Source organism: Cellulosimicrobium sp. SJTW-1 (genome assembly GCF_047716875.1).
Classification (GTDB): Bacteria; Actinomycetota; Actinomycetes; order Actinomycetales; family Cellulomonadaceae; genus Cellulosimicrobium; species Cellulosimicrobium funkei.
On the sequence record NZ_CP136680.1, the window covers coordinates 2359658 to 2380434 of the forward strand.

At 74.8% G+C, this 20777-nt stretch carries 19 protein-coding genes and 2 tRNA genes; 11 read left to right on the forward strand and 10 right to left on the reverse strand.

Features of this window, described 5'->3' with window-relative positions:
- Positions 1 to 46 precede the first annotated feature (46 nt).
- The gene (locus tag RSE42_RS10770) at positions 47 to 301 is read left to right on the forward strand and encodes a DUF6480 family protein (RefSeq protein ID WP_415296163.1); all 255 of its coding nucleotides are present in this window, start codon (positions 47 to 49) and stop codon (positions 299 to 301) included.
- Here RSE42_RS10770 and RSE42_RS10775 read toward each other — a convergent pair.
- A complete protein-coding gene (locus RSE42_RS10775; protein WP_415296165.1) occupies positions 277 to 1617 on the reverse strand; it encodes a UDP-glucose dehydrogenase family protein in 1341 nt (446 codons plus the stop codon). The two genes, RSE42_RS10770 and RSE42_RS10775, sit on opposite strands and share 25 nt — an antisense overlap.
- Complete coding sequence (locus tag RSE42_RS10780; RefSeq protein ID WP_396051895.1) at positions 1614 to 2660, reverse strand: NAD-dependent epimerase/dehydratase family protein; 1047 nt, start codon at positions 2658 to 2660, stop codon at positions 1614 to 1616. Before RSE42_RS10780 ends, RSE42_RS10775 begins: the two co-directional genes overlap by 4 nt.
- A gap of 247 nt (positions 2661 to 2907) precedes the next feature.
- Between RSE42_RS10780 and RSE42_RS10785 the strand changes: the two genes are divergently transcribed.
- Both RSE42_RS10785 and RSE42_RS10790 read left to right on the forward strand, forming a co-directional pair.
- Positions 2908 to 4248 (forward strand): APC family permease, encoded by a 1341-nt coding sequence (locus RSE42_RS10785; protein WP_415296167.1) that lies wholly within the window; start codon positions 2908 to 2910, stop codon positions 4246 to 4248.
- A gap of 46 nt (positions 4249 to 4294) precedes the next feature.
- A complete protein-coding gene (locus RSE42_RS10790; protein WP_415296168.1) occupies positions 4295 to 4609 on the forward strand; it encodes a hypothetical protein in 315 nt (104 codons plus the stop codon).
- Here the strand turns inward: RSE42_RS10790 and RSE42_RS10795 are convergent.
- Both RSE42_RS10795 and RSE42_RS10800 read right to left on the reverse strand, forming a co-directional pair.
- Positions 4606 to 5022, reverse strand: a complete 417-nt coding sequence (locus tag RSE42_RS10795; protein WP_415296170.1) for a hypothetical protein — start codon at positions 5020 to 5022, stop codon at positions 4606 to 4608. The two genes, RSE42_RS10790 and RSE42_RS10795, sit on opposite strands and share 4 nt — an antisense overlap.
- A gap of 113 nt (positions 5023 to 5135) precedes the next feature.
- Entirely contained in the window at positions 5136 to 6158 is a 1023-nt protein-coding gene (locus RSE42_RS10800) for a LacI family DNA-binding transcriptional regulator (RefSeq protein ID WP_415296172.1), read from the reverse strand.
- 176 nt (positions 6159 to 6334) lie between these two features.
- Here RSE42_RS10800 and RSE42_RS10805 point away from each other — a divergent pair, with 176 nt between their 5' ends.
- The 5 genes from RSE42_RS10805 to RSE42_RS10825 all read left to right on the forward strand — a co-directional run bounded on the left by RSE42_RS10805 (position 6335) and on the right by RSE42_RS10825 (position 10885).
- On the forward strand, positions 6335 to 7078 hold the full coding sequence (locus RSE42_RS10805) for a glutamine amidotransferase (RefSeq protein ID WP_237842930.1): 744 nt from the start codon (positions 6335 to 6337) through the stop codon (positions 7076 to 7078).
- Positions 7078 to 7998, forward strand: coding sequence for a ribokinase (locus tag RSE42_RS10810; RefSeq protein WP_043653989.1), 921 nt, complete (start codon positions 7078 to 7080; stop codon positions 7996 to 7998). The genes RSE42_RS10805 and RSE42_RS10810 overlap by 1 nt, the downstream gene beginning before the upstream one ends.
- Before the next feature lie 93 nt (positions 7999 to 8091).
- Positions 8092 to 9153, forward strand: a complete 1062-nt coding sequence (locus RSE42_RS10815) for a DMT family transporter (protein ID WP_415296174.1) — start codon at positions 8092 to 8094, stop codon at positions 9151 to 9153.
- Positions 9150 to 10199 carry a phosphotriesterase gene (locus RSE42_RS10820; RefSeq protein ID WP_415296176.1) on the forward strand — a complete coding sequence of 350 codons (1050 nt, stop codon included), beginning with the start codon at positions 9150 to 9152 and terminating at the stop codon, positions 10197 to 10199. The genes RSE42_RS10815 and RSE42_RS10820 overlap by 4 nt, the downstream gene beginning before the upstream one ends.
- 110 nt (positions 10200 to 10309) lie before the next feature.
- Positions 10310 to 10885 (forward strand): CueP family metal-binding protein, encoded by a 576-nt coding sequence (locus RSE42_RS10825; RefSeq protein WP_415296177.1) that lies wholly within the window; start codon positions 10310 to 10312, stop codon positions 10883 to 10885.
- 98 nt (positions 10886 to 10983) lie between these two features.
- On the opposite strand, the gene RSE42_RS10830 is transcribed toward RSE42_RS10825, so the two are convergent.
- Entirely contained in the window at positions 10984 to 12429 is a 1446-nt protein-coding gene (locus tag RSE42_RS10830) for a ThuA domain-containing protein (RefSeq protein ID WP_415296179.1), read from the reverse strand.
- Positions 12430 to 12709: 280 nt separating this feature from the next.
- Here RSE42_RS10830 and RSE42_RS10835 point away from each other — a divergent pair, with 280 nt between their 5' ends.
- Both RSE42_RS10835 and RSE42_RS10840 read left to right on the forward strand, forming a co-directional pair.
- Complete coding sequence (locus RSE42_RS10835) at positions 12710 to 13480, forward strand: response regulator transcription factor (protein WP_415296181.1); 771 nt, start codon at positions 12710 to 12712, stop codon at positions 13478 to 13480.
- Positions 13473 to 15068: a sensor histidine kinase gene (locus RSE42_RS10840; protein WP_415296183.1), complete on the forward strand. Its 1596-nt coding sequence runs from the start codon at positions 13473 to 13475 to the stop codon at positions 15066 to 15068. The genes RSE42_RS10835 and RSE42_RS10840 overlap by 8 nt, the downstream gene beginning before the upstream one ends.
- A gap of 89 nt (positions 15069 to 15157) precedes the next feature.
- On the opposite strand, the gene RSE42_RS10845 is transcribed toward RSE42_RS10840, so the two are convergent.
- The 4 genes from RSE42_RS10845 to RSE42_RS10860 form a co-directional block, all read right to left on the reverse strand.
- Entirely contained in the window at positions 15158 to 16330 is a 1173-nt protein-coding gene (locus RSE42_RS10845; RefSeq protein ID WP_076404994.1) for an RtcB family protein, read from the reverse strand.
- 121 nt (positions 16331 to 16451) lie between these two features.
- Positions 16452 to 16524: transfer RNA gene (locus RSE42_RS10850), tRNA-Arg, on the reverse strand.
- 43 nt (positions 16525 to 16567) lie between these two features.
- Positions 16568 to 16639, reverse strand: a tRNA-Arg gene (locus tag RSE42_RS10855).
- A gap of 155 nt (positions 16640 to 16794) precedes the next feature.
- A complete protein-coding gene (locus tag RSE42_RS10860; RefSeq protein ID WP_255376401.1) occupies positions 16795 to 16926 on the reverse strand; it encodes a hypothetical protein in 132 nt (43 codons plus the stop codon).
- A gap of 472 nt (positions 16927 to 17398) precedes the next feature.
- Between RSE42_RS10860 and RSE42_RS10865 the strand changes: the two genes are divergently transcribed.
- Positions 17399 to 18226 (forward strand): metal-dependent hydrolase, encoded by an 828-nt coding sequence (locus tag RSE42_RS10865; protein WP_061267388.1) that lies wholly within the window; start codon positions 17399 to 17401, stop codon positions 18224 to 18226.
- An 8-nt stretch (positions 18227 to 18234) separates the two neighbouring features.
- Here the strand turns inward: RSE42_RS10865 and RSE42_RS10870 are convergent, their stop codons facing one another.
- Positions 18235 to 20673, reverse strand: coding sequence for an HAD-IC family P-type ATPase (locus RSE42_RS10870; RefSeq protein WP_415296185.1), 2439 nt, complete (start codon positions 20671 to 20673; stop codon positions 18235 to 18237).
- Positions 20674 to 20777 lie beyond the last annotated feature (104 nt).

Here is a 20777-nt window from a genome sequence, read left to right on the forward strand (position 1 = left end):
CCCCCGCAGCGACCTCGCACCACCGCACCGACGGAAGGACCGCACCATGACCGGACCCGCCTCCCCCGACCCCGACCCGCTGGACGCCTCGCACCGCTCGCCCGCGGCCGACTTCTCGGCGAGCGGCGACGTGCAGCCCGGCGAGACCCCGCCCGCGGAGGACCAGGTGAGCGCGCCGCAGGGCCACGAGGAGCACGGCCCGCACCGGGCCGTGCCGTGGGTCTGGATCGGGGTCGTCGGCGTGGTCGCCGTCGTGACGGCCCTGTTCTTCGTGGGCTACGCCGTGGGGCTGCTCGACTGAGGTCGTGCCGCGCGCGGCGCGGCGACCCCGAGCGAGCGCACGTCCCACCCGGCAGCACGCCACCGCGCGCCGTCGACGGCGTTGCGCGCGTCCACGAGGCGCGGCGACCGCACCACGTCGGCCAGAGCACCGGGGTCGAGGTCGCGGTACTCGTCCCACTCGGTCGCGAGGACCACGACGTCGGCACCGGTCGCCGCCTCGCGCGCGTCCGCGGCGTACCCGAGCTCGGGGGCGGCCGCCTGCGCGAGCGCGAGCGCCTGCGGGTCGGTGACGACGACGTCGGCCCCCTCGGCGGCGAGCGCCCGGGCCAGCGCGAGGGCGGGCGAGCTGCGCACGTCGTCGCTGTCCGGCTTGAACGCGGCGCCGAGCACCGCCACGCGTCGCCCAGCGAGGGAGCCGCCGCACGCGGTGCGCGCCAGCACGACGGCGCGCTCCCGGCAGCGGTCGTTGATGGCGTCGACCTCGTCGAGGAACGACACCGCCGGGCCGACGCCGAGCTCGCGCGCCCGGGCCGCGAACGCGCGGATGTCCTTGGGCAGGCACCCGCCGCCGAACCCCAGGCCCACGCCCAGGTACTCGCCGCCGATCCGGCGGTCGAGCGCCATGGTGCCGACGAGCGCGACCGCGTCGCCGCCCGCGGCCTCGCACACCTCCGCGACCGCGTTGGCGAACGAGATCTTCGTCGCGAGGAACGCGTTGGCGGCCACCTTCGCGAGCTCCGCGGTCGCGAGGTCGGTCACGAGGCGGGGCACGCCGTCGTCGAGCAGCCGCGCGTACACGGCGTCGAGGCGCTCGACGAGCGCGTCGCCGTCGTCGGGCACGCCGTAGACGAGCCGGTCCGGGTGCAGCGTGTCCGCGACCGCGTGCCCCTCGCGCAGGAACTCGGGGTTCCAGGCGAGCCGGACGCCGTCGGGCAGGCCCGTCGCGAGCCGGGCCGCCGTGCCGACGGGGACGGTCGACTTGCCGACCACCACCGCCCCCGGGCGCAGGTGGGGGCGCAGCGCCGCGAGCGCGGCCTCGAGCTGCTGCAGGTCCGCGACGCCGCTGCCCGCCGACTGCGGCGTGCCGACGCACAGGAAGTGGACGTCGGCGACGCCCGCGTGCGCGACGTCGGTCGAGAACGTGAGCGACCCCGCCCCGCCCGGGTCGGCGAGGAGCGCGGCGAGACCCGGCTCGAAGAACGGGGCGCGGCCCTCGGCGAGCGCCGCGACGCGCGCCGGGTCGACGTCGATGCCGACGACCTCGTGCCCCAGGCGCGCGAGGGCCGCCGCGTGGACCGCCCCGAGGTAGCCGCAGCCGTGCACGGAGACCCTCATGCCGGCTCACCCGCCTCGTCGGCGGCGCCGCCGCGCGCCGCACCGACCGCGACGGGCGTCTCGCCGCCGCCGTCGGCGCGGAACCACTCGACCGTCCGGGCGAGGCCCTCGGCCCACGGCGTGCGGGCCCGCCAGCCGAGCGTGCGCTCCGCGAGGCTCGTGTCCGGCCGACGGCGGCGCGGGTCGTCCTCGGGCAGGTCGACGTGCACGATCCCGGCGTCGCTCCCCGTCGCCGCGAGCACGTCCCGCGCGACGCGCTCCACCGTGAGCTCCGTCGGGTCGCCGAGGTTCACCGGGCCCGGGTGGTCGGTGCGCGCGAACGCGAGGATGCCCTCGACGAGGTCGTCCACGAAGCACACCGACCGGGTCTGCGACCCGTCGCCCGCGACGGTCAGCGGCTCGCCCGCGAGCGCCTGCCGCACGAACGTCGGGACCATGCGGCCGTCGTGCCCGCGCATCCGCGGCCCGTACGTGTTGAAGATCCGCACGATCCCCGTGTCCACGCCGCGGCTGCGGCGGTACGCGGCGGTGGTCGCCTCCGCGAACCGCTTGGACTCGTCGTACACGCTGCGCGGGCCGACGGGGTTCACGTGGCCCCAGTAGTCCTCGCGCTGCGGGTGCACCTCCGGGTCGCCGTACACCTCGGACGTCGAGGCCAGCACGAACCGCGCCCCGGCACGCTCGGCCAGCTCGAGGCCGTGGCGCGTCCCCGCCGAGCCCACGAGCAGGGTCTCGAGCGGGAGCCGGAGGTAGTCCACGGGCGACGCGGGCGACGCGAGGTGCAGCACGAGATCGACCCGCTCGGGGTCGGGCACGTCGATCCCCGCGCTGACGTCTCCCTCGACGAAGCGGAACCGCGGCTCGTCGCGCAGCGCGTCGAGGTTGCGGACCCGCCCGGTCGACAGGTCGTCGACGCACACGACCTCGACGCCCTGACCCACCAGCGCCTCGCACACGTGGCTGCCCACGAACCCGGCACCGCCCAGCACGACGGCGCGGCGCACGGTACGGGCCGCGCTCGAGGTCTCCGGGGTGTCGCTCATGCTCGTCTCCTCGCGACGGAGCGCGACGCAGGCACGCGGGGACGTTCCGTCCCGCCGGTCGCGCTCGTGCGGACGGGCTCGTGGCTGGACCCGGGGCTCCCACGCTCACACGCCTCCTGTCGGCTCGCACGGCGGCTCGCACGCCGTGCGCGTGCGGATTCGTCCGGGCGCACGGGACGGGCGCACGTGGCAGGCGCACGGTCCGGCACCGGGCGCGAGCGATCCGGGGTCGTGGCACGGTGACGCGATGAGCGCACCGACCGCACCCCAGCAGCAGGCCACCGACCCGGACACCAAGCTGTCCCGCTCGGTCGGGGGACGGCTCCTGTACCTCTTCATCCTCGGCGACGTGCTCGGCGCGGGCGTCTACGCGCTCGTCGGCGAGATGGCCGGCGAGGTGGGCGGCGCCGTCTGGCTGCCGCTCCTCGTCGCCCTCGGCCTCGCCCTGCTGACCGCCGGGTCGTACGCCGAGCTCGTGACCAAGTACCCGCAGGCCGGCGGCGCGGCCGTGTTCGCGGACCGCGCGTTCCGCAGCCCGCTCGTGTCGTTCCTCGTCGGGTTCTCCATGCTCGCCGCGGGCGTGACGAGCGCCGCGGGCCTCTCCCTGGCCTTCGCCGGCGACTACTTCGCGACGTTCGTCGACGCCCCCGACCGCTTCGTGGCCGTGCTGTTCCTCGCCGTCGTGGCGGCGCTCAACGCGCGCGGCATCAAGGAGTCGCTGCGCGCGAACGTCGCGATGACCGCGATCGAGCTGTCCGGGCTCGTGCTCGTCGTCGTGCTGGCCGCCGTCGTGCTGGGGCGCGGCGAGGGGTCGCCGGGCCGCGTCACGCAGTTCGCGGAGGGCACGACGCCGGCGCTCGCCGTGCTCGCGGCCGCCATCCTCGCCTACTACTCGTTCGTCGGGTTCGAGACGTCGGCGAACCTCGCCGAGGAGGTCCGCGACGTGCGCCGCACCTACCCGCGAGCGCTGTTCTGGGCGCTCGTCACCGCGGGCGTCGTGTACGTCGCGGTGGGCGTCGCCGCGGTCGCGGTCGTCGACCCCGAGACGCTCGCCGGCTCGACCGGGCCCCTGCTCGAGGTCGTCGACGCGGAGGGGTCGGTGCCCGCCTGGGTTTTCTCCCTCGTGGCGCTGATCGCCGTCGCGAACGGGGCGCTGCTCACGATGATCATGGCGAGCCGGCTCGCGTACGGCATGGCCGAGCAGGGCCTGCTCCCGGCCACGCTCGGGCGCGTGCTCCCCCACCGCCGCACGCCGTGGGTCGCGATCGTCGTGACGACGGTCGTCGCGATGGGGCTCGTGTTCACGGGCGACGTCGCGGGCCTCGCCGAGACCGTCGTGCTGCTCCTGCTGCTCGTGTTCGCCTCGACGAACGTCGCGGTCCTCGTGCTGCGCCGCGACCCCGTCGACGCGCCGCACTTCCGCGTCGCGACGGTCGTGCCGGTGCTGGGCGTGGCGTCGTGCGTCCTGCTCCTGACGCAGCAGGACGCCGTGACGTGGCTGCGCGCGGGTATCCTGCTCGCCGTCGGCGCGGTGCTGTACGTCGTGATGCGCTGGACCCGCCGGGCCGCGGACGCACGCGCGGCGTGACGGCGCGGCGCTCGGCTCGGCTCGGCTCGGCTCGGCTCGGAGGACCATGGACCCGATCGGCCGAGAGCGTCGCCTGGTCCGCGCCGCCCGGCTCCTGGCCGCCGGCGTCGTGCTGCCGCTCCTCGCCTGGTGGCTCACCACCTGGGAGGGGAACTACCACCTCGGCTCGGTCTGGGAGTACGTCAACCAGGCGGAGAGCCGGGCCGAGCCGTGGAGCGCGGCGGCGATCGAGTCCAACCGGGAGCACCTGGTGGCCGCCGCCCTCCTGGCCGTCGCCGGCCTCGTGTGCCTCGTCGCCGGCCTGGCGGTGGCCGTCCGGGCACTGCGCGTCCCCGCGGAGGACCGCGAGCAGGACCGCTAGGAGAACGGGACGAACGGCGGTTGCTCCGGTCCAGACAGCGTCGACTGGAGCACGAGCGCCACGGTGAGCACGGCGACCGGGATCGCCGCACCGAGGAGGGCGCACCGAGCCGCGACCGCGGCCGTCAGCCCGCCGCGAGCCCGGGCGCGGACGGCCAGGCCGACGGCGGAGAGCGCGACGACGAGCAACAGGACGGCACCGACCAGCGCGCGGACGACGACCGGCCGGTCGGGCACCCCGTCGAGCAGCCCGCTCGACCCGGCGTCCAGCCACCACAGCTCCCACAGGTACTGGCTGGCCGCCCGGCCCAGCAGCACGGTGGGCACGGCGGCGAGCGCGGCACCTCCGACGACGAGCGCGGCACCCCGCCGACCTCGGCCCGGCCCGTGCTCCGACCCTGCGCGTGACGTCATGGCGGAAAGGTACCAACAGCGCAGAACGGACGAGCCGCCTCGTGGTCGCGACAACGGGCGTCCGTGCTGCAGCCGTGCCGCCCGGCAGGCTCCGCCGTGCGAGAGGGCTGGCCTCAGCCGTCCGCGGGTCGGGCGACCGAGCCGCGCACGACGAGGTGCAGCGGCAGCACGGTGCGCGCGGGCGGGGCCGCGGGCGGGGTGCCGGTCATCGAGCGCTCGATCGCGTCCATCGCGGCGAGCGCGAGCGCCGCGACGGGCTGCTCCAGCGTCGTGAGCTTGGGGCGCAGCCACTGGCCGACACGGATGCCGTCGCACCCGACGACCGAGAGGTCCTCGGGGATGGAGATGCCGTGCAGCTCGGCGGCGCCCAGCATCCCGACGGCGACGATGTCGCTGCCGACGAACACGGCCGTCGGCGCGTTCCCGGGCCGCGTGAGGTAGGGGAACGTCGAGGCGCCGAACTGCTCGGTGTACGGCCCGTGGCGCACGAGGTCCGGGTCGACGTCGAGGCCGGCGTCGTGCATCGCGTCGACGTAGCCGCGCAGGCGGTCCTGGGTCGTGGACAGCTCCGCGGGCCCGGCGACGTGGGCGATGCGCCGGTGCCCCTGCTGCACGAGGTAGCTCGTGGCCTGGTAGGCGCCGCCGTAGTTGTCGACGGTGATCGTCTCGACGGGCAGGTCGAGGTCGACCTCCTCGTCGATGACGACGACGGGCAGCCCGTCCGCGACGGCGCGCGCGAGCCGGTCGTCGGTCCGGGACATCCCCACGTAGACGACGCCGCCGAGCGAGCCGTCGCTCGCGAGGAGCTGGCCCAGGCCGGACTCGGCGTCGCCGTGCCGCGTCGACAGCGCGACGACGAGCGGGACGCGGCGGTCGCCCGCGAGGCGCGCGACCTCCTCGGCGAGGGCGGTGAAGAACGGGTTGACGAAGTCGGGCACGACGAGCGCGACCACCCCGGTGCGGCGCTCGTCCTCGCGCGGGGCCGGACCGGGCGCGGGGACGACGTACCCCACCTCGCGGACCGCGGCGTCGATGCGCGCCGCCGTCTCCGGCTGGACGTTGAGCTGCCCGCGCAGGTAGCGCGACGCCGTCGAGGCCGACACGCCGGCACGTTGCGCAACACGCGTGAGCGTCATGGCTCCCCTTCCTCGGGGCGGTCCCCCCAGATCCCCTGCACTCTACCGGGAGCGTCGGTCGGCGCACGGTGTTGACAGCCGCGCCGCTCGCCCCCTACGGTCTTGCGCAACGCTACACAACGTTGCGCAACGTCGTCGAGGACGTCGCCGCGCGACCTGATCGCAAGGAGGCCGGGATGAGCCGGGTTCTGCTCGCCGGGGAGTCGTGGATCAACGCGACCACCGACTACAAGGGGTACGACGCGTTCCCCCACGCCCAGCTCGAGATCGGGTGCGCGCGCCTGCTCGAGGCGCTGGCCGCCGAGGGCCACGAGGTCACGCACCTGCCCTCGCACCTCGTCGCCGAGGACTTCCCCTCCACGCTCGACGAGCTCGACGCCTACGACGTCGTGATCCTGTCCGACATCGGCGCCAACTCGCTCCTGCTCCCGCCGGTCGTGTTCTCCCAGGGGCGCCCGTTCCCGAACCGGCTCAAGCTCCTCGCCGAGTGGGTCCGCCGCGGCGGCGGCCTCATGATGGCCGGCGGCTACCTCAGCTTCCAGGGCTTCCAGGCCAAGGCGAACTACCACGGCACCGCCGTCGAGGCCGTCCTGCCCGTCGACATCCTCCCGTACGACGACCGCGAGGAGACCCCCGAGGGCATCGGCGGCACCCTGACCGACGTCGAGCACCCCGTCACCGCCGGCCTCGACCGCGAGTGGCCGATCCTCCTCGGCTACCAGCGACTCACCGCCAAGGCCGACGCGACCGTCCTCGCCACCATCGAGGGCCGCCCGCTCGTCGCCGTCCGCACCGAGGGCCAGGGGCGCACGCTCGCGTTCGCCTCCGACATCTCCCCCCACTGGGCGCCGCGCGAGTTCATGGACTGGGCCGGCTACGGCCCGCTGTTCGGCCAGGCCGTCACCTGGCTCGCGGGCTGATGACGCCCGAGGTGGTGGTCGTCGGCAGCCTGAACATGGACCTCAGGCTGACCGTCGACCGCCTGCCCCGCTCGGGCGAGACCGTCTCCGCGACGGGCCTCGTCCGCTCCCCCGGCGGCAAGGGCGCCAACCAGGCGGTCGCCGCCGCCCGGCTCGGCCGTCGCGTCGCCATGGTCGGCGCCGTCGGCGACGACGACGACGGCCGCGCGATCCGCCGCCGTCTCGCCGTCGAGGGCCTCGTCCTCGACGGCCTCGCGACGGCGGACCGCCCCACCGGCGTCGCCGTCGTGCTGTGGGAGCAGCCCGAGTCGACGATCGTCATCGAGCCCGGCGCGAACGCCGTCGTCGACGAGGCGTTCGTCACGGAGCGCGCCGACCTCGTCCGCGACGCGGCCGCCGTCCTGTGCCAGTGCGAGACGCCGCTCGGCGCCCTGCGCGCCGTCGCCGCCACCGCGACGGGCACCACGGTGCTCAACCCGGCGCCCGCCGTCCCGCTGCCCGCCCCCGTGCGTGCCGCGTTCCGCGTGCTCGTGCCCAACCGGTTCGAGCTCGCGACCCTCGTCGGCGCGAGCGACGAGCCCGTCGGCACCGACGCCGTGCTCGCCATGGTCCGCGCGCTCGACCACCCCGGGGACGTCGTCGTCACCCTCGGGGCCGACGGCGCGCTCGTCGTCCCCGCGGGAGGCGCACCCGTCACCGTCCCGGCGGAGCGCGTCGACGCCGTCGACACGACCGCCGCCGGCGACTCGTTCTGCGCGGCGCTCGCGGACGGCCTCCTCCACGGCGGCGACCTCGTCGAGTCCGCCCGCTGGGCGGCGCACGTCGCCGCCTCCACCACCACCCGCCACGGCGCCGTCGACTCCCTGCCGCGCGCCACCGACCTGGCCCCCGAGGGCACCAGAATTCCGCTCCACAGCTAAGTCCGACGTACCGTCGGAGGAAGGCACGGTCACGCAATGAAGCACACCACGCCGGCGACCACCGGTTCCCCGTCCGGCACTCAGGGAGGTGCTGTGAGCCCGTCAGCCCGCCGCAGCAGGGTCAAGGACACCGCGACCGCCCTGCTCGTCGTCGCGACCGTCCTCGCGGGGGCCCTCGGCCCCATGCAGGCGGCCGTCAACGGCCAGCTGGGCAAGACGATCGGCGACGGGCACGCCGCCGCCCTCATCTCGTTCGGGACCGGCCTGGTCCTCATGTTCGTCGTCGTGTTCGCGCGCCCCGCGACCCGACGCGAGGCGCTCGCGATCCCCGGCCTGATCCGCTCGCGAACCATCCCGTGGTGGAACTACCTCGCGGGCCTGTGCGGGGCCGTCATCGTCCTGTCCGAGGGCGTCACCGTCGGCGTCCTCGGCGTCGCGACGTTCCAGATCTCGCTCATCTCCGGCCTCGTCATCTCGGGCGTCATCTGCGACCGCCTCGGCGTCACGGCGTCCGTCAAGCAGCCGCTCACCACCACGCGCCTGCTCGGCGCGGCGCTCGCCATCGCGGCGACCGTCGTCGTCATCTCGCCGAGCTTCTCCGTGCCGCACACGATCGTCCTCGCGATCATGCCGTTCGTGGGCGGTCTGCTCGCCGGCTGGCAGCCTGCCGGCAACGCGGCCGTCGCCGACGTCACCGGGTCGATGCTCGTCTCGATCGGCTGGAACTTCCTCGTGGGCTTCACCGCCCTGCTGATCGCCTACCTCGCGCGCGCGGCCGTGGGCGGCGTCGACTTCCAGCTCCCGAACGAGTGGTGGATGTACCTGGGCGGTCCGCTCGGCCTGCTGTCCATCGCGCTCATGGCGCTGCTCGTGCGCGGCCTCGGCCTCCTCCTGCTCGGCCTCGCCTCGGTCGCGGGCCAGCTCGTCGGCTCGCTCGTCCTCGACGCCGCGATCCCCGCGCTCGGCCACACCGTGCACGTCGCGACCGTCGTCGGCACGGTCATCGCGCTCGTCGCCGCCGGGATCGGCATGATCCCGTCCGGCAAGGCCGCGCACGCCGACGACCCGGCCGCCCCCGGCGGCCCGGACGGACCCGACGCGGGCGTCGCGGCGGCCGTCGCGGGCGGCGAGGCCGGCGAGACGAGCGCGCGATGAGCGTCACGCCCGCCGGCCACGTCCAGACGGTCACCGGCCGCGCCGCGGCCGCGGACCTCGGCCTCACGCTCCCCCACGAGCACCTCTTCAACGACCTGTCCGGGGTGCTCGACCCGCCGAGCTACCGCTTCTCCGAGGCGGTCGTCGAGGCCCCGGTCTCGGCGTCGGTCGCGTGGGCGCTGCGCCAGGACCCGTACTGCTGCGCGGACAACATCGCCGACAAGCCGGTCGCCGCGGTCGCGGCGGAGCTCGAGAGCTTCGCCGCGCTGGGCGGGCGCACGATCGTCGACGCGACGTCGAGCGCCGCGATCGGGCGCAACCCCGAGCGCCTCGCGGAGGTCGCGCGCCGCACGGGCCTGCACGTGGTCGCGGGCTGCGGCGCGTACCTCGAGAAGTTCGAGGGCGACCGCATCGCCGCCGCGGCCGTGGACGCCCAGGCGTCCGCGATCGTCGCGGAGCTCGCCGACGGGATCGGCGGGACCGGCGTGCGGCCCGGCATCATCGGCGAGATCGGCGTCTCGCCGTCGTTCACGCCGGGCGAGGCCGCGTCCCTGCGCGCCGCAGCCCTCGCGCAGCGCGAGCACCCGCACGTCGCGCTCCAGGTGCACCTGCCCGGCTGGCAGCGCCGCGCGCACGAGGTGCTCGACCTCGTGCTCGACGAGGTGGGCGTGCGCCCGGAGAAGGTCGTGCTGTGCCACATGGACCCGTCCGCCGACGACCCGGGCTACCAGCGGTCCGTGGCCGAGCGCGGCGTCTGGCTCGAGTTCGACATGGTCGGCATGGACATCACCTTCCCGAAGGAGGGCGTGTCCCCCGACCCGCACACGACCGCGACCGCGGTGCAGCGCCTCGTCGAGGCCGGCCACGCGGACCAGGTGCTGCTCAGCCACGACGTGTTCCTCAAGCAGATGTGGGTGCAGCACGGCGGCAACGGGTTCGCCTACGTCCCGACGGTGTTCACCGAGATGCTCGCCGCGCGCGGGGTGCCGCGCGACGTGCTCGCGCGCCTCACGCACGACAACCCGGTGGCGATGCTCACCGCGTGACGCGACGCCGTCCGCCACCCGCACGGCCGGGGCCCGCCAGGGCCCCGGCCGTCGGCGCGCCCGGGACCTCCGGCCCTGGCCACGGCGTCGCGCTCTGAGAGGATCGGCGCATGAGACGACGTGCCCTCCCGACCCTCGTGGCCGCCGTGGCCGCCACCGCCCTCGTGCTCGCCGGCTGCTCCGGCGGGTCCCCGGAGCCGTCCGCGCTGGACGCCCTGCTCGACCGCCACGACCTCACCGGGCTCAGCGGCCAGGAGGTCGTCGACCGCCTGGAAGGGCTCGAGACCGCCGATCGACCGACCGACCTCGTGGCCTCCGTCCGCGCGGCGGAGCTCGTGCTCGCCGACGAGTCGTACGAGACCACGGTCCCGCTGCCCGAGGACACGTTCTACCTCTCCGTCGCGCCCTTCGTGGACGAGACGCACGAGTGCTTCTACCACTCGCTCACCACGTGCCAGGGCGAGCTCGCAGGCGAGCCGGTCTCGGTGACGGTGGTCGACGCGGCCACCGGCGACGTGCTCGTCGAGGAGGACACGACGCTCGGCGCCAACGGGTTCGTGGGCTACTGGCTCCCGCGCGACGTCGACGCGGAGTTGCGCGTCGAGCACGACGGCCGGGTCGGCACCACGACCGTCTCGACGCGCCACGACGACCCCACCTGCCTCACGACCCTCCAGCTCGCCTGACGCGCGACGGGCGCGCCCGGCGGCGTCCCGCCCCGCGCACGACGACGCCCGCCGCACCGGGGTGCGACGGGCGTCGTGCCTGCTGGGCCGGGGAGGCGTCAGGCGGTGCCGCCGAAGTCGACCACGAGCTCCTCGGTGACCGTCTCGCCGTCGCGCTCGGCGGTGGCGGTGACCGTCACCTGCCCCGCGGGCACCTCGACGAGGCGCGTCGCGAAGGCCTGGTAGGCGTTCTTGGTCGGCGCGACGGCCGCGAACTCCTTGGTCCCGTACGGCGTGGTGACCGTGAGGTCCACGGCCGTGTCGTCCTGGTTGACCACCCGGACCGCGAGGTACTGCTTGCCGCCCATGGTGCGCAGCTCGGCCTCGGCCGAGAGGTCGAGCGCAGGGCCGTCGTCGACGAGGGCCGACTGCCAGTCGACGAGGTCGTCGATCTTCGTGCCGAGCAGCGCGCGGTCGCCCGCCGCCGCCGACAGGTGGTCGACGAGCGAGCGCGCGCCGCCGAGCACCTGGACGGCCGTCGCGGGGTCGTCCGCGTCGGCCGCGCTGCGCGCGCTGCCGAGCAGCGACGAGATCGCGCCGGCGATGACGCCGTCGCCCACCGCGGAGGTGTTCAGGCCCGCCACGAGCTCGTCGACCTCGCCGAAGGTGACGCAGTTGCCGCCGCCCTCGACGACGCCCGCGGTCCACTCGACGCCCTTGAGGACGTGCTCGAGGAACAGCGGGTCGATCCACGAGGCGTCGGTGTGCCCGGCGCCCTCGTACCAGGAGCGACCGCCCTCGAAGTTCTGGCACCACGCGATCGGGTGGTCCTCGCCCATCGCGTTGTTGCCCGGGTTGTACGTCGACTCGTCGAGCGTGATGAGGACGTGGACGTCCTCGCGCGGGTTGGTCGTGTAGTTGTACCACTCGTCGAACCGCTCCCAGACGGCGGGCAGGTGCGCCGTCGAGGGGTGACCCGGGCTCTCGACGCGCATCGTCGCCGTCTGCTGCTGCGGGTGGCTGACGAACCGCGCGCCGCCGCCCGTGAGCTGGCTGTACCAGGGCACGGTGTGCATCGTGTCCGTCGCCGCGTGCAGGCCCACGAACCCGCCGCCGCCCCGGATGTAGCCCTGGAACGCGGCGAGCTCGGCGTCGTCCAGGAGGCGCGGCGTGGCCGGGTTGAGGGAGTTGGTGTTGTCGACCGGCGACGCGAAGACGATGGTCGCGTACTGCGCGAGGTCCTCGGCGCTCGTGAACGGCGAGGAGTCCATCGTCAGGTCGGGCTGGCCGGGCGAACCGCTGCCCCACCACCCCGCCGAGCTGTTCGGCGGGTCCCACACGTCGACCGTGAAGCCGTTGTCGGCGCCGAGCTCGATGAGCGCGCGCGTGGTGTCGTCGATGTGCGAGTGGCGGAAGCCGAGCGTCTCCCCCACGACGAGGATCTTGTAGTCCTCCTCGTCGGCGGCCGCCGGGCCCGCGGTCATGAGCGTGGCACCGCCCACGAGCGGCAGCGCGGCGGCCGCAGCCACCGCCCGCCGGAACGTCATGCCGCTGAACAAATCCATGCGTGCTTCTCCCTCGTCGTCGAGAGCGCGAGCCGGAGGGTCGCCGACGGCGACCCCACGGGGCGACGCGCGCACTCCTGCGTGCGTGGACGTCGGCTGCTGCCGATGCAGCGAGTTTTGACGGCAGGCGCACAAAAGTCAAGGTTTCAACGACTCGCGACTGCGGTTTCTCACCCCGGCCCGCGGCGCGCGTCGGGCGGCGGCCGGGCCGGCCTCGGGGCACAGCGAGCGCACAGGGTCACCACAGGCACGCCTCCGCGTCGCGCGCGACCCTGGGAGCATGACCACAGCCCCCGCCCCCGTCGGCCGCCCGGACCAGCCGCGCCTCACGCGCCCGGACGGCTCCCCCGTCCGCGTGCTCGTGGTCGACGACGAGCCGAACCTCGCCGAGCTGCTCACCTCGGCGCTGCGGTACGAGGGCTGGGACGTCTCCACCGCGCTCGACGGTCACACCGCGATCCGCACCGCGCGGGAGACCGGGCCGGACGTCGTCGTGCTCGACGTCATGCTCCCCGACATGGACGGGCTGACCGTCCTGCGCCGCCTGCGCGAGCGCGACGCCGACGTGCCCGTGCTCTTCCTCACCGCGCGCGACGCCGTCGAGGACCGCGTCGCCGGGCTCACCGCGGGCGGCGACGACTACGTGACCAAGCCGTTCAGCCTGGAGGAGGTCGTCGCCCGGCTGCGCGGGCTGCTGCGCCGCGGCGGTGCGACCGCCCAGCGCGAGGACTCGGTGCTCGTCGTCGGCGACCTCGAGCTCGACGAGGACGCGCACGAGGTGCGGCGCGGGGGCGAGGAGATCCGGCTCACCGCGACCGAGTTCGAGCTCCTGCGGTACCTCATGCGCAACCCGCGCCGCGTGCTGTCCAAGGCGCAGATCCTCGACCGCGTCTGGAACTACGACTTCGGCGGCCAGGCCAACATCGTCGAGCTCTACGTCTCCTACCTGCGCCGCAAGATCGACAAGGGCCGCACGCCCATGATCCACACGCTGCGCGGGGTCGGGTACGTGCTCAAGCCCGCCGCCGACGCGGAGAGCGCCCGTGCCTGACCTCGGCACGACCCGCCCGACGGCCACCGGCAGGGAGCGGCGGCCCACCGCGCTGCGCCGGCGCCTCGTGCTCGTGCTCGCGGCCGTCGTGCTGCTCGTCACCGTCGGGCTCGCCGTCGCGTCCGCCGTCGTGCTGCGCACCCAGCTCGTCGCCCAGGTCGACCACGAGCTGCGCCAGGCGAGCGACCGGCTCGCCCGCGGCGACGGCCCCGCGCAGCCCCCGGACGGCACCGGCGACGCGTCCGGGCCGGAGCCCGGCGGGCCCGACGACCCGTCACGCTTCCCCGCGGGGACCGGCCCCGGCAGCGCCGTGCTGCGGTACGACGGCGGCGCGCTCGTCCTCGCGGAGTACGTCACCCCGGACCTCCAGCGCGTGACGCTCGACGACGCCCAGGTCGCGGCGCTCGAGGACGTCCCCGCCGACGGCGCCGCGCACGACGTCGACCTCCCCGACCTCGGGTCGTTCCGCGCCGTGCACCGCACCACCGCGGACGGGCAGCCCGTCGTCGTCGCGTCGAGCACCGCCCAGGTCGACGCGACCGTCGAGAGGTACGTGCTCGTCGAGGCCGCGCTCGGCGCGGCCGGAGTCCTCGCGGCCGTACTTCTCGGCACCTGGCTCGTGCGGCGCTCGCTGCGCCCGCTCGACGACGTCGCCGCCGCCGCGGGCCGCGTCTCCGAGCTCGAGCTCGCGCAGGGCGAGATCGACGCCATCCCGCGCGTCCCGGACGACCTCACCGACGAGCGCACGGAGGTCGGCCAGGTGGGCGCCGCGCTCAACCGGATGCTCGAGAACGTCGAGACCTCGCTCCAGGCGCGCCACGACTCCGAGACCCAGGTGCGGCGGTTCGTCGCCGACGCGAGCCACGAGCTGCGCACGCCGCTCGCCTCCATCCGCGGGTACGCCGAGCTCGTGCGCCGCTCCCCCGACGACGTGCCGCCCGCGACCGCGCGCTCGCTCGACCGCATCGAGGCCGAGGCCGTGCGCATGACCGGCCTCGTCGAGGACCTGCTGCTCCTCGCCCGGCTCGACGCCGGACGCCCGCTCGACCGCGCGCCCGTCGACCTCGCCGTGCTCGCCGTCGACGCCGTCACGGACGCGCACGCCGCGGGACCCGACCACGACTGGGCGCTCGACCTGCCCGGCGCGGACGACCTCGACGTCGACCCGGCGTCCGGCGCCCCGGACCCGGACGACCTGCCGGACGACGCCGTCGACCTGGAGGTGACCGGCGACGAGGCCAGCCTGCGCCAGGTGCTGGCCAACCTCCTCGCCAACGCCCGCACGCACACCCCGCCCGGGACGCACGTGGACGTCCGGCTCACCGCGGACGCCGACGCCGTCGTGCTCGCCGTCGCCGACGACGGGCCCGGCATCCCCGCGCCCCTGCGGCCGACGCTCCTGCGCCGCTTCACGCGCGGCGACGACGCCCGCAACCGCACCGGCGGCTCCACGGGCCTCGGGCTCGCGATCGTGGACGCGATCGTCACCGCCCACGGCGGCACGATCACCGTGACGTCCGCGACGGCGGACGAGCCCGGCCCCACCGGCACCACCGTCGCGGTCCGCCTCCCCCGAACCCGCCTCTGACACCCCTCCGGCGCCGAGCAGGTGGTCCTGGCTCGTCCGGACCTCGGGACGCGCCAGAACCACCTGCTCGCCGCGCCCGGACCGCCTGGTCAGCCCTTGACGCAGAGGAGCGTCGTGAGCCGGGCGACGACCTCGACGAGGTCGGACTGGGCGCGGACGACCTCGTCGAGGTCCTTGTAGGCGGCCGGGATCTCGTCGAGCACCCCGGCGTCCTTGCGGCACTCCACGCCGGTCGTCTGGGCGGCGAGGTCGTCGAGCGTGAAGGTCTTCTTCGCCTTCGTGCGCGACATGCGACGGCCCGCGCCGTGCGACGCCGACCAGTACGACTCCGGGTTCCCGAGCCCGCGCACGATGTACGAGCCGGTGCCCATGGACCCCGGGATGAGCCCGAGGTCGCCCTTCCCGGCCCGGATCGCGCCCTTGCGGGTCACGACGAGCTCCTGGCCGTCGACGTGCTCGACCGCGACGTAGTTGTGGTGGACGTTCACGGCCTCGTCGAACGCGATCTCGCGGCCGGGGAACGACGCGCGCACGGCGTCGACGACGAGCGTCATCATGACCGCTCGCGAGCGCGCCGCGTACTCCTGCGCCCACCACAGGTCGGAGAGGTACGCGTCCATCTCCGGCGTGCCGCCGAGGAACACGGCGAGCTCGCGGTCGACGAGCCCCTGGTTGTGCTCCAGGCGCTTCGCGACCGCGACGTGCTGCTCCGCGAGCGTCTTGCCGATGTTGCGCGACCCCGAGTGCAGCTGGAGCCAGACCTGCCCGTCGGTGTCCGTGCACAGCTCGACGAAGTGATTTCCCCCGCCCAGGGTTCCGAGCTGACGGCGCGCGCGGCCCTCGATGTCCGACACGCGCCCGTGCAGCCCGGAGAACCGCGACCAGAACGCGTCCGCGCCGCGCGCGACCTCGGCCGGGCCGCGGCCGGAGATCGAGCGCAGCCGGTGCGGGTCGACCGGCTCGTCGTGCGCGTGGAAGCCGACGGGGATCGCGGCCTCGATGCGCGCGCGGACCGGTCCGAGGTCGTCGGGCAGGTCCTCCGCCGTGAGGGACGTGCGGACGCCGATCATCCCGCACCCGATGTCGACGCCGACGGCGTTGGGCGACACGGCGTCGCGCATCGCGATGACCGAGCCGACGGTCGCGCCCTTGCCGAGGTGGACGTCGGGCATGACCCGCACGCCCTCGACCCACGGCAGCGCGGCGATGTTGCGCAGCTGCTGCAGCGCGGCCGGCTCGACGGCGTGCTCGTGCGCCCACATGAGGGTGGGTGCCTTCGCGCCCGACAGCGGGACGGGGAACGTGTGGGCCTCGGTGCTCACGATGCTGACCTCCTCGGGTCGTCCTGACGATCATGACGCCGCCCCGGCTGGGGCGACGAGGTGCGCACGGGAGGACTCGAACCCCCGACGCCCGGCTCCGGAAGCCGGCGCTCTGTCCGCTGAGCTACGCGCGCTGGTGCTCCTTAACGTCGAGCAGACGGGACGCGAGCGTCCAGGTGCCCTCGGAGGGAGTCGAACCCCCGTCTCCGCTTCCGTAGAGCGGCGTCGTGTCCGTTGGACCACGAAGGCAGTGCTTTTCACCGCAGGCGCACGACAAATGCGCGCCGACGGCGGAGAGAAGAGAAAGACAGCACGAGAAATGCACCCCGACCGGGTGCATTCCCGCACAAGAAAAAAGGCCGCCCCGGCGATGTCCGGGACGGCCTGTCGTGACGACGCTGTGGTCAGACGACAGGACCGCCGGGGTAGCCGACGAGGAACGAGGACACGCTGAGATACGCCACGGGCAGCACGACGCGCGGCTGCTCGCAGGGCAGGACGGGACGTCGCCGGTCCTGCTGGACGGGTTCGCGCACGGCACTGCTCCTCTCGGTCGTGTCGGGTGGCCCACGCACCGGAATGTCGTCGACCGAGGTAGACCGTACGCGCCTTTCCCGAACCGCACAACCCCATTTCTCGAATTCGTCGGAGAATCTTCGACCGTGACCCGTGCACCACCCGGATATCCCGCCTGCCGGCCTTTCCTCACCGCAGACGAGCTCGCCCGCCCTGCGCCCCCCGTGCCACCCCCGGCTCCCCGCGCGCCCTCCGCGCAGGACACGGCCTCCGCCTCCCCCGTCAGGGCTCGGTCGGTCGGGCTCCGGCGACCGACCCCGGATGATGCTCGGCCGCTTGGCACACTTTTCTCCTCGCGGGCGCGAAGGCCCTCGGCGTTCCGGGCGGCCGACCGAGGCTGTCGGCGGCACCGGGTAGGGTTCCGGACGTTCCGGACAGACCTCCCGACGCCGACGAACCGCGCGCGGGCCCGACGACAGGAGATGCGCCGCCATGATGGGTGCCAACCACGCCGCGACCGGTGCGGCGGCGTGGATCGCCGTGACGTCCACGGCCCCGTTCGCCCTCGGCTGGCACCCCGTGTCGTCGGTCGGGGTCATGACGGGTGCGGTCGTGTGCGCCGGGGCCGCGCTCCTCCCCGACGCCGACCACCACAACGGCACGTTCGCGCACTCGCTGCCGCCCGTGAGCGAGTGGGTGTCCGACGCCGTGGAGACGGTCGCAGGCGGCCACCGCCAGGGCACGCACTCGTTCCTCGGCATCGCGGTGTTCACCGCGCTCGCCTGGCTCGCTGGGCTCGTCACGGTCGAGACGGCGAGCTTCGGCACGGTCTACGTCGGCGGCGGGCTGCTCGCGGTGCTGCTCGTCGCGCTCGCGCTCAAGGCGCTCAAGCTCACGCGGCGCGGCAAGCTCGTGCCGTGGGTGACGTCGCTCACCGTCGCCGTGCTCGTCGCCCTGTTCTCCCCGGAGGAGTGGAACTGGCTCCCCGTCGCGGTCGGGCTCGGCGTCGCGATCCACATCCTCGGCGACGTGCTCACGACCAACGGCGCCCCCCTGCTGTGGCCGGTGAAGATCCGCTCGCCGCGCTGGGTGCGGCGCTCGCTCGTCGTCGACGACGTGTGGCGCCCGAGCGGGAGCTTCGCCCTCCCCCTGCTCGGCTCCACGGGGTCGGTGCGCGAGTGGATCCTCGCGACGGCCGTCGGGATGTACGCGACGGTCGGGTTCGTGTGGTCGGCGCTCGACCAGATGGGCTTCGACACCCTGGGCACGTACGAGCGCGTGGTGGCGGCGATCCAGGTCCTCGCGTCCGGGGCGGCCTGAGCCCGTCCTCAGCCGGCGGCGTGGGCGCGGGGGACGCGCGCTGTCGACCACCGCAGCGCCTCGGCGAGGAGGATCGCGAGCGCGCCGCACGCCAGGCCGACGCCGAGCGTCGCGGGGTCGGAGACGTCGAGCGACAGGAGCTCCCTCGCCGCGGGGACGCTGAAGAGCGCCACGTAGAACACCGCGCAGAAGCCGACCAGGACGACCTTCCACGCCGTGTACGGACGCGCCACGACGGCGAGCACCCACAGGGCGCCCACGAGCAGGGTGACGAGCGCAGCGGTGGACGCGCGGACCTCCGCCGGGGCGAGCGTGTCCGTCGGGCCGCCCAGCGACGCCCCGCCCGCGCCCGGGTCCACCACGAGGTAGCACAGGAAGGTCATGACGCCGATCGAGACGCCCGCGGGCACCGCGAGCCGGAGCACCCTGGGCACGAAGCCCGGGCGCGCCCGCTCGTCGTTGGGCGCCAGGGACATGACGAACGCGGGGACCCCGATGGTGAACCACGCCGCGACGGTCACGTGGATCGGCAGGAACGGGTAGGAGACGGGCGCAGCCCCGAGGAGCCAGGCGCCGACCCCGGCGAGGCCGACGAGGACGGCCAGCACCACCGCGTACACGGTCTTGGTGAGGAAGAGGTGCGCGACCCGTTCGATGTTCCCGATCACCCGGCGCCCTTCCCCGACGACGGACGGCAGCGTCGCGAAGCGGTCGTCCAGCAGGACGATCTGCGCCACGGACCGCGCGGCCGGGCTCCCCGACCCCATCGCCACGCCGATGTCCGCGTCCTTGAGGGCCAGCACGTCGTTCACGCCGTCCCCCGTCATGGCGACGGTGTGCCCGCGCGCCTGCAGCGCCCCGACGACGGCCCGCTTCTGGTCCGGTCGCACCCGGCCGAACGTCGTGGCGCCCTCCACGACCGTCAAGAGCTCCTCGCCGTCGGAGGGCAGGGCCCGGGCGTCGACCGACGTCTCGGGGCCGCCCAGGCCGAGGGACCGCGCGACCGCGGCGACGGACACCGGGTTGTCGCCCGAGACGACCTTCACCGTGACGCCCTGGGCGTCGAAGTAGTCCAGGGTCTGCCGGGCGTCCGCGCGCACCCGCTGCTCGAGCGCGACGAGCGCCCGCGGGGCGAGGTGCCCCGGGGCGCCTCCGTCCGGGGCGGCGGCGTCGACCGGGGCGTCGGTCGACGCGAGGAGCAGCACCCGCAGGCCGTCGGCGCCGAGGGCCGTCGCCTGCTGCGCCACGGCGGACCGGGGGTCCAGCAGCACGTCCGCCGCGCCGAGCACCCAGCTCCCCTGCGGGCCGTCGGCGTCCGCGAAGGACATGCCGGACCACTTCGTGGCCGACGAGAACGGGACGACGGCGGTCGCCCGCCAGGCCGGTGCGTCCGGGAACGCCTCCGCGACCGCGGCGACGGACGCGTTGGGCCGCGGGTCGAGGGCGGCGAGCGCCGCCAGGGCGCGCTCCACCTCGTCCCGGGGGCCGTCGAGCACGTCCACCCGGGCGAGGCGCATCCCGTTCTCCGTGAGCGTGCCCGTCTTGTCCGCGCACACCACGTCCACGCGCGCCAGCCCTTCGATGGCCGGCAGCTCCTGCACGAGGCACCGCCGTCGGCCGAGCCGGACCACGCCGATCGCGAAGGCGACGGAGGTCAGGAGCACCAGGCCCTCGGGGACCATGGGCACGAGGGCCGCGACCATGCCGAGCACGGACTGCCGGAACCCCTGCCGCGAGATGACGAGCTGGTTCACCACCGTGAGGACGCCCGCGGGCACCAGCAGCCACGTGATGACCCGCAGGATCGAGTCGATGCCGGACCGCAGCTCCGAGCGCACGAGCGTGAACGCGCTCGCCTCGTGCGCGAGCCGCGCGGCGTACGCGGCCGGGCCGACGTCCGTCGCCCGGTAGGCGCCCGAGCCGGCCACCACGAAGCTCCCGGACAGGAGCCGGTCCCCGGGCCTCTTCACGACGGGGTCGGCCTCGCCCGTGAGGAGGGACTCGTCGACCTCGAGCGAGGCGGACTCGACCACCGGGCCGTCGACCACGACCTGGTCCCCGGCGCCGAGCTCGACGACGTCGTCGACGACGACGTCCGCCTGGTCGACCTCCGACACCGCCCCGTCGCGGCGCACGCGCACGGGCGCCCGCCCCACGATCGCCAGCGCGTCCAGGGTGCGCTTCGCGCGCAGCTCCTGGACGATCCCGATGCCGGCGTTGGCGAGGATCGCGAGACCGAAGAGGCTGTTGATGAGCGAGCCCGTGCTCAGCGCCAGGACGAGGAGCACCCCGAGCAGGGCGTTGATCCGCGTCGCGGTGTTGGCCCGGACGATGTCCCAGGTCGTGCGCCCCGAACGGGGCGGCAACCGGTTGACCCTGCCGTCGGCGACGCGTTCCGCGACGTCCCGTGACGTCAGTCCCGCAGCCCTCGTCGACGGCGCCGTCATGGGCGCGATCGTATCCGCCGTAATTCCGTTGCGCCGGGGCGCGCGGCGATGAGACGGTCGCAGGACGTCGCCCGCGTCGTCGGGCACCGGAGGAGAGGAGGAAC

What these genes read in the sequence shown, in the direction of transcription:
- RSE42_RS10770 (WP_415296163.1), top strand. Translation starts at nt 47, where the DNA reads ATGACCGGACCCGCCTCCCCCGACCCCGACCCGCTGGACGCCTCGCAC.
- RSE42_RS10775 (WP_415296165.1), bottom strand. Translation starts at nt 1,617, where the DNA reads ATGAGGGTCTCCGTGCACGGCTGCGGCTACCTCGGGGCGGTCCACGCG.
- RSE42_RS10780 (WP_396051895.1), bottom strand. Translation starts at nt 2,660, where the DNA reads ATGAGCGACACCCCGGAGACCTCGAGCGCGGCCCGTACCGTGCGCCGC.
- RSE42_RS10785 (WP_415296167.1), top strand. Translation starts at nt 2,908, where the DNA reads ATGAGCGCACCGACCGCACCCCAGCAGCAGGCCACCGACCCGGACACC.
- RSE42_RS10790 (WP_415296168.1), top strand. Translation starts at nt 4,295, where the DNA reads ATGGACCCGATCGGCCGAGAGCGTCGCCTGGTCCGCGCCGCCCGGCTC.
- RSE42_RS10795 (WP_415296170.1), bottom strand. Translation starts at nt 5,022, where the DNA reads ATGACGTCACGCGCAGGGTCGGAGCACGGGCCGGGCCGAGGTCGGCGG.
- RSE42_RS10800 (WP_415296172.1), bottom strand. Translation starts at nt 6,158, where the DNA reads ATGACGCTCACGCGTGTTGCGCAACGTGCCGGCGTGTCGGCCTCGACG.
- RSE42_RS10805 (WP_237842930.1), top strand. Translation starts at nt 6,335, where the DNA reads ATGAGCCGGGTTCTGCTCGCCGGGGAGTCGTGGATCAACGCGACCACC.
- RSE42_RS10810 (WP_043653989.1), top strand. Translation starts at nt 7,078, where the DNA reads ATGACGCCCGAGGTGGTGGTCGTCGGCAGCCTGAACATGGACCTCAGG.
- RSE42_RS10820 (WP_415296176.1), top strand. Translation starts at nt 9,150, where the DNA reads ATGAGCGTCACGCCCGCCGGCCACGTCCAGACGGTCACCGGCCGCGCC.
- RSE42_RS10825 (WP_415296177.1), top strand. Translation starts at nt 10,310, where the DNA reads ATGAGACGACGTGCCCTCCCGACCCTCGTGGCCGCCGTGGCCGCCACC.
- RSE42_RS10830 (WP_415296179.1), bottom strand. Translation starts at nt 12,429, where the DNA reads ATGGATTTGTTCAGCGGCATGACGTTCCGGCGGGCGGTGGCTGCGGCC.
- RSE42_RS10835 (WP_415296181.1), top strand. Translation starts at nt 12,710, where the DNA reads ATGACCACAGCCCCCGCCCCCGTCGGCCGCCCGGACCAGCCGCGCCTC.
- RSE42_RS10845 (WP_076404994.1), bottom strand. Translation starts at nt 16,330, where the DNA reads ATGTGGGCGCACGAGCACGCCGTCGAGCCGGCCGCGCTGCAGCAGCTG.
- RSE42_RS10865 (WP_061267388.1), top strand. Translation starts at nt 17,399, where the DNA reads ATGATGGGTGCCAACCACGCCGCGACCGGTGCGGCGGCGTGGATCGCC.
- RSE42_RS10870 (WP_415296185.1), bottom strand. Translation starts at nt 20,673, where the DNA reads ATGACGGCGCCGTCGACGAGGGCTGCGGGACTGACGTCACGGGACGTC.